Below are 15043 nucleotides of genomic sequence, written 5' to 3'. Positions count from 1 at the left end.
TATCATTAAATAATTGAATAATATTTTTCTCGAACTTTTTTCGCAGATTTTACCATATTTGTTAAGGCATCTATTACCTCAGTTTCATTGCGCGTCTTTAAACCACAGTCTGGATTAACCCAAAATCTATTTGCATCACACACTTTTAAAGAACTAATAATATTTTCTTCTATTTCCTCAACCGATGGTACCCTCGGACTATGAATATCATACACGCCTAAACCAATTCCAAATGGATAAGGGGACTCAGCTAAATAAGTAGAAAATTCTTGATGACTTCTTGCATGTTCAATTGAAATAACATCTGCATCTAAATCAATAATTGTGTCCATAATATCGCTAAAATTGCTATAACACATATGAGTATGTATTTGTGTTTCATTTCGGACGCTTGAAGTAGCTAAACGAAATGCTCTCGTTACCCAATGTAAATATTGACCCCAATCTTTTTGCTTCAATGGTAAACCTTCTCGAATTGCAGGTTCATCAACTTGAATAATTGAAATGCCAGCCGTTTCAAGTGCTTTTACTTCTTTACGTAAAGCTAGTGCAATTTCATTTGCTATTTCTTCTCTTGTACGATCCTCACGAACAAACGACCAATTTAATATTGTAACTGGACCTGTTAACATTCCTTTGACTGATTTAGCTGTTAAGCTTTGTGCATACTCAGTTTCATTTACAGTAATTGGCTTTGTAAATTCAACTTTACTAAAAATAATTGGCGGTTTAACACAGCGTGATCCATAAGATTGAACCCATGCTTTTTTCGTAAATGCAAATCCCTCTAGTTTCTCACCAAAATATTCAACCATATCCGTACGTTCATACTCACCATGTACTAATACATCCATATCAATATTTTCTTGAATCTCAATCCACTCTTTAATTTTCAATTTAATTTGATTCATATATTCTGAATCATCAATTGTTCCTTTGCGCCATTGCTGTCTTATTTGTTTAATTTCCTTCGTTTGAGGGAAACTTCCAATTGTAGTCGTTGGTAAAATCGGTAAATTCATTACTTTATTTTGTAATGGATATCTTAAATGGAATGGTACTGGTCTTCTAAAATCTTCTTCATTAATGGATTCCAGTTCATTACTAGTTGAATGATTTTTTTTGCTAAGCTGTTTTAAATTTACTAAACAATTACTTGCATATTTAACTTCATTTTCAAACATGCTCGCTTTGTTTATAAATAAACTTTTTAGTATCACTAACTCTTCTAATTTTTCATCAGCAAACGATAATGCCTCGAACAATGTTTCATTTAATAATTTCTCTTCAACTTTTGTAACTGGTACATGAAGCAAACTACAAGACGGTTGAATCCACCAATCTTTTGGACTTATTTCTTTTTTAAGAGAATTTAAAAAATCAATGGAATCATTTAAATCATTTCTCCAAATATTACGCCCATTAAGTATTCCTACGCCTAATACCTTGTCATTTGGAAATCCGTACTTCAGGATCGACTCTAAATTTCCATCTTTACCGTGAACAAAATCAAGACCAATACCTGATACTGGGAATGAAATTAGTTCTTTATATTGTTCAACTGCTTCAAAGAAAGTTTGAAGCATAATTGATAATGTAGGTACAGCTTTTGCGATTTGATCATAAACTTCTTTCATAAAACGAATATCTTCGCTTGACTCTTCTAACACAAAACATGGTTCATCAATTTGTACCCACTCAACACCTTCATTCTCTAGCTCTTTAAGCATTTGTATATAGAGGTTTACTAGTTTATTAATTATGTTTCGTTTTTCTTCTTCCTGGTAACCTTTTGCTAACTGTACAAATGAATAGATTCCTAGAATGACAGGTTTCGTTTTTATACCAAGCTCAATTAGAGCCTCTTTGTATGCTTCTAATGGCTTATTGAATAGCAATTTAGATTGCTTCTCTTTTTGATATTCAGGAACGATATAGTGATAGTTTGTATTAAACCATTTCGTCATTTCACAAGCTACAATGTTTTTACTACCCCTTGCTAATGCAAAATACGTATCTAGACTTGGTCTTTCATTTATTTCACCAAATCGACCAGGAATCCAACCAAACATAGTAGCAAAATCTAACACATGATCATAAAACGTAAAATCATTTACAGGGACTAGTTCCACACCTAAATCGTACTGTTTTTTTATTGAGCTTAATCTTAGTGATTTCATTTCCTTCTCAAATTCTTCTTGATTAATTTTCTTTTGCCAAAAGCTTTCTAACGTTTTTTTCCATTCACGATTTTCACCAATTCTCGGATATCCTAGATTACTTATTTGTACCATCTTTTCCCTCTCCTTTTAACTAAAATAAAAAAGCATTTTTATCTCATAAGAGACAAAAATGCCTTTAAGTTGGAAAACATAAATAATTAGAATACGTTAACTTAAGCTTTCTTTCCATAAGGCACCTCCCTATCTCTCGTAGGTCAAACAGCGTCGTTAGAATAGGCAGGTCTCCTGACTTAAGAATCTTTGTAAATAAAAGCCTTCCCTATTTTAATAAGTGGCATCTTCTTATTTACTCCTCTATTACAGTGGCGGGACCGTGTTGGAATTAAACCAAACTTCCCTTTTAAGTAAATGATTTCAAACTTTGAACTTCATTTACACCTATTCCCTACTATTTAGTTTTCATCATTTTGTCATAAAATGCAAAAATAGTCAAAATATTTTTTTATTTTTCGTTCTATTTTAAAAAAATTTTTATTTTGGATTAAATAAATGCTGTTGATTTAGTAATTCAAGTAATTAAAATATGCGTTCGTATACTAATCTCATCCAGTTTAATTACTGTTTGATCTAATCATACGAACGCATTGATTGTTTATAAAATTTATTTTTTTATTGAATAGCTATGTTCAAAGAAACATCTTACCATCAAACTAAGTAATGTATTAATTAGCTATTTCTTCATCTGATTGAGCATCTAATGGTACACGTTTTCCGATACCAAAAGCATAGAAACAAATGACAAGGATTGCCAAGAAAATAATCCCTACAATAAGTGAGATGCGTGTGTCATCATTAAACCACATACCGATCAATACCATAACTAAATAGGCTAATGTTAAGTAGTTAGTAAATGGTGCAAAAGGCATTTTAAAAGGATGATTTTTAATTTCATCTCCTTTTACTTTTCTGAAACGAATATGACTAATTAAGATGACAAACCACGGGATCATCCCAGGAAGTACACTTGCACTGTATACATACACGAATAAGTTTTTTGGTGCAATAAAATTTAAAATAACGCCAATTACTAAACCAATTAGTACACCGAACGTACCAAATAAAGGCACTCCGTTATTTGAGACTTTTGTAAAATATTTTGGTGCTTGTCCATTTATACCTAATGTATAAAGCATGCGACCTGCACTATAAATACCACTGTTACAACCAGACAATGCAGCAGTGATTACGACAAAGTTAATAATTCCAGCTGCAGCTGTAATACCAAATTTTGCGAAAGTTACAACAAACGGGCTACCAATCGAATTTAGTTGATCCCAAGGGAAAACTGTTACAATTACAAAAATAGCACCAATATAGAAAATTAAAATACGCCAAATAAGACTTTGAATCGCATCTTTTAATGTTTTTTTCGGATTTTCTGCTTCTCCAGCTGTAATACCAATCAATTCAACGCCTTGATAAGCTCCAACAACTAGTGAAAGTGCAAAGAAGAAACCTGACCAACCACCTGTAAAGAATCCGCCATTTTTCCAAAGGTTAGATAGTCCAATCGCATTTCCACCGTTTCCAAGACCGAAGAAAATAAGACCAAACCCTGCAACAATCATTAATAAAATCGTAACGACTTTAATCATTGCAAACCAAAATTCAAATTCACCAAATGATTTAACGGAAATTAAATTTGCTGCACCAAGAATCACAATTGCAATAATTCCTGGTATCCAAGCAGGTAGGTCTGGAAACCAGTATTTCATATATGCCCCAACTGCAATAATTTCTGACATTCCAACAATAACCCACTGGAACCAATTACTCCAAGCAGTCATATACCCTGCTAAAGGGTGTATATATTTATGGCCAAATGTCGCAAATGAACCTGTACTTGGCTCTAGGTATAGCATTTCCCCCATTGCACGCATAATGAAGAAGATAAAAATCCCCGAAATTGCATAAGCAAGCATTACTGAAGGGCCCGTCCAATGAATTGTACTCGTTGAACCCATAAATAAACCTACACCGATTGTTCCGCCCAAAGCAATCATCTGAATATGGCGCGCTTTCAATCCTTTTTTCAATTCCTTTTGTACCATTCTATTTCCTCCCCTTTCTGATGAAACAAGTGTCACTTTTTGAATCAAACTTAAAAACTTCTCCCCTAAAACCATTACTAACTTACTTTAGAATATTTACAGTTAAAAACCTGCTCTATCTTCCTATAATTAACTGATCTTTCGAATTGAACTAGGAATATTTTTCTTATTTTTCTTACGTAAAATACTAATAAAATAACCAATAAAACCACCAATAATAGCTGGAAATATCCAACCTAAACCTAAACTATACAACGGGAGGTACTTATTGAAAAGATGATGAATTACTTCAATCTGTATTCCAGCTGAGTTTAACCCATCAAATAGACTCACAATAAAAGTTAAGATCAAACTACCTTGATACACTTCTGACCTACCTTGAAAAGTATAGTGTAAGAATGTTAAGAAAATTAAGGATATAGCGATAGGATATAGTGTCATTAATACAGGAATCGAAACTTTAATTAGCTGTGTTAACCCTATATTTGCTATAAGAGTACTAAATACAGTCATAATAATCGCAATTTTTTTGTAAGAAATGGCTGGAAACAATTCATGAAAAAAAGTAGAACAAGCAGTGATTAGACCTACACTCGTAGTCAAACATGCCACTGTAATCATTAAACCTAATAATATTGCCCCATAAGAACCAAAATAATAGTCTGAAACTTTCGCTAAAACTTCAGCTCCATTATCTAGTCGACCAAGTTTCTCAACACTAGAAGCCCCCATATATGTAAGAGCTGAATAGATTATTGCTAAAAGTGAAGCAGCTATTGCTGTTGACTTTCCACAAATGATCATAAGCTGTTTTTTAGTCGTAACTCCTTTTCCTTTAATTGCGTTTACAATAATAATTCCAAAAACAAAAGCTACAAGAGCATCCATTGTTAAATAGCCTTCTTGGAAACCTTTAAAAAACACATTTGTTGTGTACCCTTTAAATGGCTCTTGAAATTTCCCAATTGGATGAACAATAGCGATAACAACAAGCAATCCGATAAACGTTAATTTAATAGGAGTTAGAAATTTTCCTACTACATCAATAATCTTTGTAGGATTAAGTGATAACAAGCATGTAACTGTGAAAAATAAAATTGTAAATATGATTAATGCACCAGGACTTGCATCATTTGATAAAAAAGGTTTAACGCCAATTTCAAACGATACATTCCCTGATCTAGGGATAGCAAAAAATGGACCAATTGCTAGATAAAGAACCGTAGTAAATACAATACCAAACAACGGATGTACACGTCTAGCTAAAGATTGCAAATTTTTTTCACCTGAAAAAACAAAAGCTGTAACACCTAACAATGGTAATCCAACTCCAGTAACTAAAAAGCCTGCATTGGCGATCCATAAGTTTTTTCCGGCTAACTGTCCAAGTATGGGTGGAAAAATTAGATTTCCTGCTCCAAAAAACAGTGCAAATAACATAAAACCTAGAATGATTATAAAAGTATTAGGTACTCTTGGTGACATAAACAACAACTCCGATTAATAATTTGTATAAAGTTTCTCAATTGGACTAATTTTCAGACCAAACAATCTTACCTCACATTTTCATCAAATTCAATAAATTTTATTATAATAAGATATTGTTTGTTCGCTTGATTATATTTTGTCACAAAATTTTCAAATCTATAAAACCCAATTCAATTGAATCTCTTTAGATTTGTTGCTTCTAGAGTAAAGAATTTGGATTTAAGTGATCTAAAAGTATCAAAAAAAAGCACCTCAGTTAATAAACTTGGGTGCTTTTTTGCTGTTGAAATACAACCTTGTCAATTATAAGAATCATTTGAACTTTTTTTCAAACTTAGCTCTTAAATATTTTTAACTTCTCAAGAATAACCAATTACTAAAGTTTGTTGATCTTATAAACCTGCTCAAACATATTAACATTTAAAATCATTATTAGAAAAGCAAAAATGAATAATATTATAACAAGATTCACTTAAATTACGTCTGTCCATTTTATAATTCAACCCTCTACAGGTACCCCATTCGATAAACAGGAATGCTTTTTTAGAATCTAGTTCTATTTTCCTATTTATTTGATCAATCAATGGTTATTTTAAGGTACACTTTTATATTGTGAGCTTGTAGGAAGATCAGTATTTTAAACGTTATTGAATATAATCATAAATATTCTTCACTAATAGTAAACAGGTTACTGCAATAAAAAGAGCACGTACATATCCACTTCCTTTTTTTATCGCAAATTTCGATCCACATATCGCGCCTGCAATTTGTGCAATTCCCATTATGATTCCATAAGTGTAGTTTACTTTTCCTAAAAACATAAACATTAACAATCCAGCAATATTACTACTAAAGTTTAAAAATTTTGCATTGCCTGCAGACTTTAAAAAATCAAACCCAATCATTAAAAAAGCAAAAATTAAAAATGATCCTGTTCCAGGTCCAATGAACCCATCATAAAAGCCAATCGCAAATATCGTAACTAAAAAAATAATGAATTGATAATTGGGTAAGTTTTTTTGTGTTGAAATGCTTCCCCAATCTTTCTTGAAAATAGTAAAAATTGCTACTGCTCCGAGCATAATTAACATCAATGGCTTAAGCATTTCAGGGTTTAACAAATGTACAGTGTATGCACCTAATAATGAGCCAACAAATGAGAGTGGAAAAAATTTAAGCACTGATTTTAATTCGATTTTACCAGAACGATAAAACATTAATGTACTTGTTAGAGAGCCAATTGTCGCTGCTAATTTATTGGTAGCTACAGCCACTGCAGGGTTAAGTCCAGTGAATAATAATGCTGGTAGTGTAATCAACCCACCACCCCCAACAACAGAATCAATAAATGAAGCTAAAAATCCAAAACAAATTAAAATAATTAATAAAGATGAGTCTAGATGCATTTCTATCAACCTTTCAAAATAGTCACTACTGAAATAGTAACTAACAAATTGCTATCTGTAAATAGTTATTGTAAATTTATTACATAAACAAAAAATAGGAGTGCGAAAAAATGGAAGATCTAGTGCAACAGTTCAAAAAATTAGGTTTTAACGAATATGAAGCTAAATCTTATGTATCACTCGTTAAACAAGGACCTGTAACAGCCTACCAAGTTAGCAAGGACTCAGGTATACCTAGAGCGCGTATTTATGATGTGTTAGGTAATCTTGTTGAAAAAGGAATTGTCTTGAAAGAGGAAATAAATGACACGACACGATATTCACCTCTGCCGGTTGAGATCTTTTTACAGAAGGCCCAATCAGAGTGGCAATCAACTTATTCTGTAATAAGTGACTCTTTAAACGACCTAGAATCATTTGGTGAAAAAGAGGACAACCGTGTAATTACATTAAAAGACTATAAAACGATTATTAACTATTGTGAGACGCTGATAAAAAAAGCAGAAAAACGGATTGTGATTTCAATGTGGGACGAAATGTATGAGGTTTTGAAAAAAGATCTGGTTCATGCGACTGAAAAAGCAACCATTCAAGGAATTACGCTACACGTCGAAAATCCAATAGGGAATCTAGAAAGTCATCGCATTACACCATTTACTGAGACCAAGTCTACAAATCATTGGTTTATTTTGTCGATTGATTCTAAAGAGATGATTTATGGACCATCCATTGAAGAGCGCAGTGTTGCTTTTTATACAAATGATCCAGTTCATATTTATTTATTAGAGGATTATATATGGCACGATGTATTAGTGAATAGACTTGTCCGACGTAGTCAAGACGATTTAGAGCAATGGATTACTTCTGAGCGAAGAGCCTTTTTCACTGAATAATATTAAGCAAATTTAAGGAACAAATAAAATAAAGCATAAGGTCTTGATGAACTTATGCTTTGTTTCCAGTCTATTATCTGTTACACACATTTTGGTTAATAACTTTTTTCAAGGTTTGAATTTTATCATATAATTTTTAATACTGACAATCCCTTTATGCTTTTTTGAGTAATAATTGGTTATTAATGAGCTAGGCTGCTATCTGGCATTTTCTTAAGTTTTCCTAAGTAAGGAATCATTAGAATGGCACCCATAAAGAACGTGATCCCCTCAGTAAGTGTTAAAGACCAAATTATGCCATTTAATCCATAAAAATGATGCAAGATGATGACAACTGGAATGAAAAGAACACCTTGTGTAATTGACATTATTCCTGTTGCAAGTCCTTCACCAGACGCTTGGAAGATACTAGTGAATAAACCAGTGAATCCGTTAAAAACAGATGAAATAAGTTGAGCTGTTAAGATTAATGCTCCAATACTTAGCACAGCTGAATCGCTTGTAAAGAAACCGAGTACTTGAATTTTAAAAATATAAACAATCCCTCCAAATAAAATTGAGATTCCACCAATCCATAATGTTAACTCTTTTAATGTTTCAGATAGACGCGGTTTATTTTTCCCACCAAAGTTATAAGCAATTAAAGAAATAGCCCCTATAAATATGCCCATCGTAATAAATTCTGGAAGTTGTGCAATCCTTACTGCAATTCCAAAGCTTGCTACAACATGCTCGCCGTATTCAATAGCATAGTTGTTTAATAGTAAAGTTGTAACAATCATAAATGACATTTTAAATAACTCTGGAACACCGACTTTATAGATTTCTAATTGATTGGTCAACGATACTTTCCAATGCTTTAAGAAACCTCTTAATGTTTCACTTTTTCTTTCTAAAAACCAAATGTAATATATGCTTGCTGCGATATTTGCTAAAACCATAGAAAGGGCAGCACCCATTACATGAAGGTTTAAAACTAAAATGAATAACACATCAAATATGATGCTAAAAATAACGCTTATGAACATGCCATACATTGATTCTTTTGCTGCACCTTCAGAACGGACAATTTGTTCTAATGCAAAGTTCAATATAAATGCAAAGCCACCAATAAAAAGCGTGATTGTATATTGTTTTGTATAAAGCAATGTTGTAGCGTCCGCTCCTAACAAATGAACAATTGGATTAACAAATAATAAGGCAATTACCGCAATCATTAATCCACATATAATGCTCATATAAAAAGCATAACCAGCTACTGATTTCCCTTTCTGAAGATTCCCTTCACCTAAGAGCCGAGTAATAAAAGTTCCTGCACCAACGCCAAATACATTCCCAATCGCCATTAGTACTGTAAAGATTGGTAAGCCTAATGTTATGGCGCTTAACATCGCAGTATCATGAACTAAACCGATAAAAAATACGTTTATTAAGTTATAAATTGTACCAGCAGAAATCCCGATCATCATAGGAATACATAAACGAGCTAACGCTTTACGAATCGGTGCATCTTTTAAATAATAAATATTAGATTGATCAACTTCAAATTCTTCCATTATATTCCACCCTCCCGAATCTTATCTTTTTTATTTTAGTTTAAGCTCATACAATTAGAATTCTAACTTTTAGATTACTAACTATTTATCGATACGACCGTAATGGTCGTAGTCACTCAAAGGTTTGAATCAATTTTTTTCAATAGGCGTAAAAATTCATTTTTTTCTTCTTCAGTCAATGACTCTGTTAATCGTAATTCCATTGCCAAAAACAGATCATCAATCTGATTAACGATTTCTTTACCTTTATCTAACACGAAAATTTGCTTCTGACGTTCGTTATCAGCTTGAATTTTTCTACCGATATATCCATTCTTTTCAAGTCCTTGAAGCATGCTGGTTATACTTGCACCTCTTCGATTAAATGCATCTGCTAAATCCTTTTGAATTAAACCTCGATCTTGATGCTCAGCAATATAACTGATCATCCTACCTTGTTGTGGATTTACTTCAAGTTCTTTCGTACGATACGACAATTGATCCCGTACCTTATGCATAATGGTACTAAGAAGTCTCGTATAAGGTGTATCAATCAAATCGTTCACCTCCGAATAATTAGAATTCTAACTGTCTGAAACCAATATAACTCGGTGGGAGTCCTATGTCAATTAAAAAGATAGAATTCTAACAATTAGATTTTATACTTTTAGGGATTTTTGATACTTTTAAATTGAATCGTTTTTTAAACCCACTAAAAGATTATTTATGTCATTTGACCTGTATTTTTTCCAGTCCAAAATTATTAACAAAAGTAAAAAAAATTACCATATATCTTTAAATTTAGGTCTGTTTGACCAAAACAATATTATGCACTAAGCCTCAAACCTATATTCTTACAGAACTACATCTTTCAATAAATAAAGGGTATCATTACCTAATCGATTACCACGTTGAAATTGTCACGTTCTTCATTGAATGTCGATTAGTTCACAAAGACTGAACGATAATAAAATAAAGAGCAGTATACCACTACTATAATACGTAAAAGTTTCTAAGTATTATAATGAGGAAACTGCTCTTTATGATTAATTAACCTACGTAAGAGAAAAGTAATACATCCTACTGGTTTTTTCCATTATACGAATAAACTTAGTAATAGAATAAAGACCAATCCGCAAACGGAAATAATTGATTCTAGTAATGTCCAAGTTAAGAAAGTTTCTTTCATACTTAACCCAAAATATTCTTTAAACATCCAAAATCCTGCGTCATTTACATGTGAAGCAATTAAACTACCTGCTCCAGTTGCTAGAACGACTAAAGCTAAGTTAACGTCAGAATGACCTAGCATTGGAAGGACTAAACCAGAAGTAGTTAATGCTGCAACAGTAGCAGAACCTAGGGAAATTCGTAGGATTGCTGCTATAATCCAAGCAAGTAAAATCGGTGAAATTGATGTTCCTTTGAATAACTCAGCTACATAATCACCAACACCGCCATCTATTAACACTTGTTTGAAGGCACCGCCACCTCCGATGATTAAGAGCATCATCCCAATATGTGTAATTGCAGTTGTACAAGAGTTCATAACTTCTTTAATTGGTATTTTTCTAGCTAATCCCATTGTATAAATCGCCACTAATAATGAAATCACCATTGCCGTACCAGCATTACCAATAAATCGAATCGCTACTAGTAAACTATTATCTTCAAATCCAATTGTTTTTTGCAGTAAATTAACAATTGTTGCAAATGACATTAAAATAACAGGAAGTAAAGCTGTAAAAACACTGATCCCAAAACCAGGAGTTTCTTCAAGTTTAAATGTTTTTTGTTCACCTAAAGATGCAATATTACCCGTTTTTGTGAAGGATGCAGGTACTAGCTTTTTAGCAAGCTTTGTAAATAAAGGACCTGCGATAATAACAGTTGGAATCGCAATAATAAAACCATAAAGTAATACTTCACCAAGATTTGCACCATATTCACCAGCAATTGCTGTTGGACCTGGGTGTGGTGGTAAGAAACCGTGTGTTACAGATAATGCAGCCGCCATTGGAATGCCTAAATATAAAATAGAAACCCTTAATTGTTTTGAAATTGCAAATACGATCGGTATTAATAAAACTAATCCAACTTCAAAGAATAATGCTACACCGATAATAAACGAAGCAACAACGACAGCCCATTGAATATTTTTTTCACCAAATTTGTTAACAAGCGTCATCGCAATACGTTGTGCGCCACCAGAGTCTGCAATCAACTTACCAAGCATTGCACCAAGTCCGAAGATTAATGCTAAATGCCCAAGTGTTGCACCTAATCCAGCTTCAATAGTTGTGCCAATATTATCTGGTTTTATTCCAAGTGCTAAAGCAACCCCAAATGAAACAATAATTAATGAAACAAAAGTGTTTAATTTAAACTTCATAATTAAAAACAGTAATGCTAAAATTCCTATTCCTACTATAACTAGTGGCATGGAAATCCCCCCAAAAATCTATTTATTTTTTTTAATTAATCCTCTTTGATAATTAGCAATTCGCTTATAATCTTTTTCTAACACTCTCGATAGGCTAATAAAGATTGGCAATAATTCTCGATATTCTCTTACTGCATCTTCATTAGGAGTATGTTTGTGAGTATTACCGACCATTTCAGATACTACTTCAAAGGATTCTATTTTTCCTGTTGCATAAAGACCTAAAATACAAGCACCAAGACATGAACTTTCATAGCTTTCTGGTACGACTACATCTAAATCAAAAATATCAGACATCATCTGACGCCATACATTTGATCTTGCAAACCCACCAGTTGCTTGGATTTTAGATACTGGTCCATCCATACATTCAACTAAAGCTAAAAATACTGTGTAAAGATTGTATATAACCCCTTCAAGTGCAGAGCGAATCATATGCTCCTTCTTATGTGCCATCGTTAAGCCGAAAAAGGATCCTCGAACATCAGGGTTCCATAATGGTGCACGTTCACCCGCTAAATAAGGATGGAATAGCAAGCCATCTGCCCCAGGTTTTACTCCTTCGGCAATCTTTGTTAATACTTCATATGGATCAATACCTAATCTTTTTGCAGTTTCAACTTCTGAAGCCGCAAATTCATCACGAATCCAGCGAAAAATCATACCACCATTATTCACTGGCCCACCGATGACCCAATGTTTTTCCGTTAATGCGTAGCAAAATATTCGTCCTTTTTCGTCAGTTTGTGGTTTGTCAATAATCGTTCGAATTGCACCACTTGTCCCGATTGTGACTGCAATTTCTCCTTTTCGAATCGCATTCACACCAAGATTGGAAAGCACGCCATCACTTGCACCAATTACAAATGGAGTTTGTGGATCAATTCCCATTTGTCTAGCTAAATCAGGATTACAGTTTGTAAAAATCTCCGTAGTAGGTACTAGTCTTGATAGTTGATCAGTTGAAATCCCAGCAATCTGTAAAGCTTCCTCATCCCAATCTAATGTTTTAAGATTCATCATACCCATGGCTGAAGCAAGCGAATGATCTACAACATATTGGTCAAAGAATTTTTTAAATACATATTCTTTAATCCCAATATATTTTTTCGCTTTTTGTGCGATCTCTGGTCTTTCGTTTACAATCCAGGTAATCTTGCTTAAAGGTGACATTGGATGAATAGGAGTTCCTGTTCGTTTGTATATTTCGTGACCATTTAATTCATCTTTAATTTTATGAGTCCAAGACTCACTTCGATTATCTGCCCATGTAATACAAGGCGTTAAAGGTTGATCATTTTCATCCATGGCAATTAAGCTATGCATTGCACTACTAAAAGAAATAAATAATATCTCTTTTTGAGAATGTTGTTTCATTATTTTAGAAACCGCTTGCAATAAAGCTGTAAAGATCTCCTCTGGCTCTTGTTCAGCTGTTGAAATATCAGGCGTATAGAGTGGGTATCCGATATTCTCTTGCTGGATGACTTCACCTGTTTCAGTAAATAAAACGGCTTTTGTGCTTGTGGTACCGATGTCTAACCCTAACATATAGTTTGTCATTATTCTTGTTCTACTCCTTTTGAAAACATTTGTTGAGATCTCCATAGATCTTCTACTTTTCCTTGAACATCATCAAAGTTTTGATGTAAAGATTGAATCATAAGATCTCTATTCTTCGTACCAATTGCATCAATATATAATTGGTGATTATCAACTATTCGTTGAAAGTCTTCGTATTTTTCCTTAAACCGTACTCTCATTGATAAAAGTATAAACGCTTCCATAACTGGTTTTGCATTATTCCAGATCATCAAAATATAAGAATGATCAATCGCTCGAATAATCGTTTCATGGAATAATACATCTTGAAATGAAAACTCATCGGCATCTTGATATTTAATGGCAATTTTCATCATTTCAAGAATTTTACTCAGTTCCATTACCAATTCTTTCGTGTCTAATTTTACTAACCGTTCAAATACAAATGTTTCGATTAGTAATCGCACATCATATATTTCTTCTATTTCTTTTTCAGTTAATCCAATAACAACTGCACCCATTCTTTCTAAACGAATCAGATTTTCAGATGCTAAAGTTTTCAATGCCTCTCTAATAGGAGAACGACTTACATTAAAATCAGCAGCCAATTTATTTTCTGATAACTTGGTACCGCTTTCAATTAGACCAGAAATTATCTGCATCCTTAATTCATATGTTACACGATCACCAGCTGAAGCTTTTGATAGCCATTTTTCCGGATAAAGATATTTCTTTAATTCTGTCATAAGTTCACCTTCATTTCCATACGAGTATACTTGTATACAAGTATTATAAGAACATAATTTAAAAAATGCAAGCGCTTTTACTTCAAATTACTCTACTAGGTAATAGATTTTGAATATCATGAACAATTTATTACAACAAGTTTGTTTAATACGACGCTCCCCAATTAAGAATTCCTAGTAATTATTAATGACTATTGACAGTTTATGATTCCTTTAACTTCAAAAAATTGGAAAACAAGAAAAAACCTATATTAACTAATTAGAGGTGTAAATCAAAAAAAGAACATGAAAATAAAATCCTCATGTTCTTTTTTATTAAAATAATATTATATGGAATTTAAATTTTTATGACTCAGTAGGAACATTTGTTTAATTTAACTAGTAATTAGTTAATAAATATAACGTATAAAAGCTGCCGTTCACTATGAATAAGTTTATTACTTAGTAATCTCCATTGAAATGTAAGAATTCATTTTTATTTCAATTGGATAATGCCATTAAATATTGCGATAAAACCTAATCCAATACAAATTAAACGAACAGTTCTCAGTTTTATTTTTGATCCTTTAAAGTAATATAATAAAAATCCTAATAAAACTAAAACGATACCTATTAAAATACTAGAAAAATAAAATAATGGGGCGAGGTTTTCAAGTGCATGGTCTATTGTATTTTCAATTTTTCGTTCCAAAATTC

At 32.6% G+C, this 15043-nt stretch carries 11 protein-coding genes and 1 riboswitch; of the genes, 1 reads left to right on the top strand and 10 read right to left on the bottom strand.

Annotated elements, in window-relative coordinates:
- Positions 1-5: 5 nt before the first annotated feature.
- From metE to V5E38_RS05970, 4 genes are all read right to left on the bottom strand, one after another.
- Positions 6-2294: a 5-methyltetrahydropteroyltriglutamate--homocysteine S-methyltransferase gene (metE, locus tag V5E38_RS05985; protein ID WP_499212534.1), complete on the bottom strand. Its 2289-nt coding sequence runs from the start codon at positions 2292-2294 to the stop codon at positions 6-8.
- Between the two features lie 147 nt (positions 2295-2441).
- Positions 2442-2640: riboswitch (cobalamin riboswitch) on the bottom strand.
- A 265-nt stretch (positions 2641-2905) separates the two neighbouring features.
- Positions 2906-4294, bottom strand: coding sequence for an amino acid permease (locus V5E38_RS05980; RefSeq protein WP_499212533.1), 1389 nt, complete (start codon positions 4292-4294; stop codon positions 2906-2908).
- Between the two features lie 129 nt (positions 4295-4423).
- The gene (gene brnQ / locus V5E38_RS05975) at positions 4424-5779 is read right to left on the bottom strand and encodes a branched-chain amino acid transport system II carrier protein (RefSeq protein WP_499212532.1); all 1356 of its coding nucleotides are present in this window, start codon (positions 5777-5779) and stop codon (positions 4424-4426) included.
- A 647-nt stretch (positions 5780-6426) separates the two neighbouring features.
- The gene (locus tag V5E38_RS05970; protein WP_499212531.1) at positions 6427-7188 is read right to left on the bottom strand and encodes a TSUP family transporter; all 762 of its coding nucleotides are present in this window, start codon (positions 7186-7188) and stop codon (positions 6427-6429) included.
- Positions 7189-7298: 110 nt separating this feature from the next.
- Here V5E38_RS05970 and V5E38_RS05965 point away from each other — a divergent pair, with 110 nt between their 5' ends.
- Positions 7299-8081 (top strand): TrmB family transcriptional regulator, encoded by a 783-nt coding sequence (locus tag V5E38_RS05965; RefSeq protein ID WP_499212530.1) that lies wholly within the window; start codon positions 7299-7301, stop codon positions 8079-8081.
- A 182-nt stretch (positions 8082-8263) separates the two neighbouring features.
- Here the strand turns inward: V5E38_RS05965 and V5E38_RS05960 are convergent, their stop codons facing one another.
- The 6 genes from V5E38_RS05960 to V5E38_RS05935 form a co-directional block, all read right to left on the bottom strand.
- Positions 8264-9637: an MATE family efflux transporter gene (locus V5E38_RS05960; protein WP_499212529.1), complete on the bottom strand. Its 1374-nt coding sequence runs from the start codon at positions 9635-9637 to the stop codon at positions 8264-8266.
- A 116-nt stretch (positions 9638-9753) separates the two neighbouring features.
- A complete protein-coding gene (locus V5E38_RS05955; RefSeq protein WP_499212528.1) occupies positions 9754-10182 on the bottom strand; it encodes a MarR family winged helix-turn-helix transcriptional regulator in 429 nt (142 codons plus the stop codon).
- 530 nt (positions 10183-10712) lie between these two features.
- Positions 10713-12059, bottom strand: coding sequence for a GntP family permease (locus V5E38_RS05950; protein ID WP_499212527.1), 1347 nt, complete (start codon positions 12057-12059; stop codon positions 10713-10715).
- Between the two features lie 18 nt (positions 12060-12077).
- Positions 12078-13622 carry a gluconokinase gene (gene gntK / locus V5E38_RS05945; RefSeq protein WP_499212526.1) on the bottom strand — a complete coding sequence of 515 codons (1545 nt, stop codon included), beginning with the start codon at positions 13620-13622 and terminating at the stop codon, positions 12078-12080.
- The gene (locus V5E38_RS05940; RefSeq protein ID WP_499212525.1) at positions 13622-14347 is read right to left on the bottom strand and encodes a GntR family transcriptional regulator; all 726 of its coding nucleotides are present in this window, start codon (positions 14345-14347) and stop codon (positions 13622-13624) included. The genes gntK and V5E38_RS05940 overlap by 1 nt, the downstream gene beginning before the upstream one ends.
- Before the next feature lie 475 nt (positions 14348-14822).
- Positions 14823-15038 (bottom strand): hypothetical protein, encoded by a 216-nt coding sequence (locus tag V5E38_RS05935; protein ID WP_499212524.1) that lies wholly within the window; start codon positions 15036-15038, stop codon positions 14823-14825.
- Between the last annotated feature and the right edge of the window lie 5 nt (positions 15039-15043).

It is taken from the genome of Rossellomorea sp. GAMAL-10_SWC (assembly GCF_049568075.1).
Lineage (GTDB): Bacteria > Bacillota > Bacilli > Bacillales > Bacillaceae_G > Gottfriedia.
The sequence above is the reverse complement of the archived record's forward strand: the minus strand, read 5'-3'. Positions and strand labels throughout refer to the sequence as shown.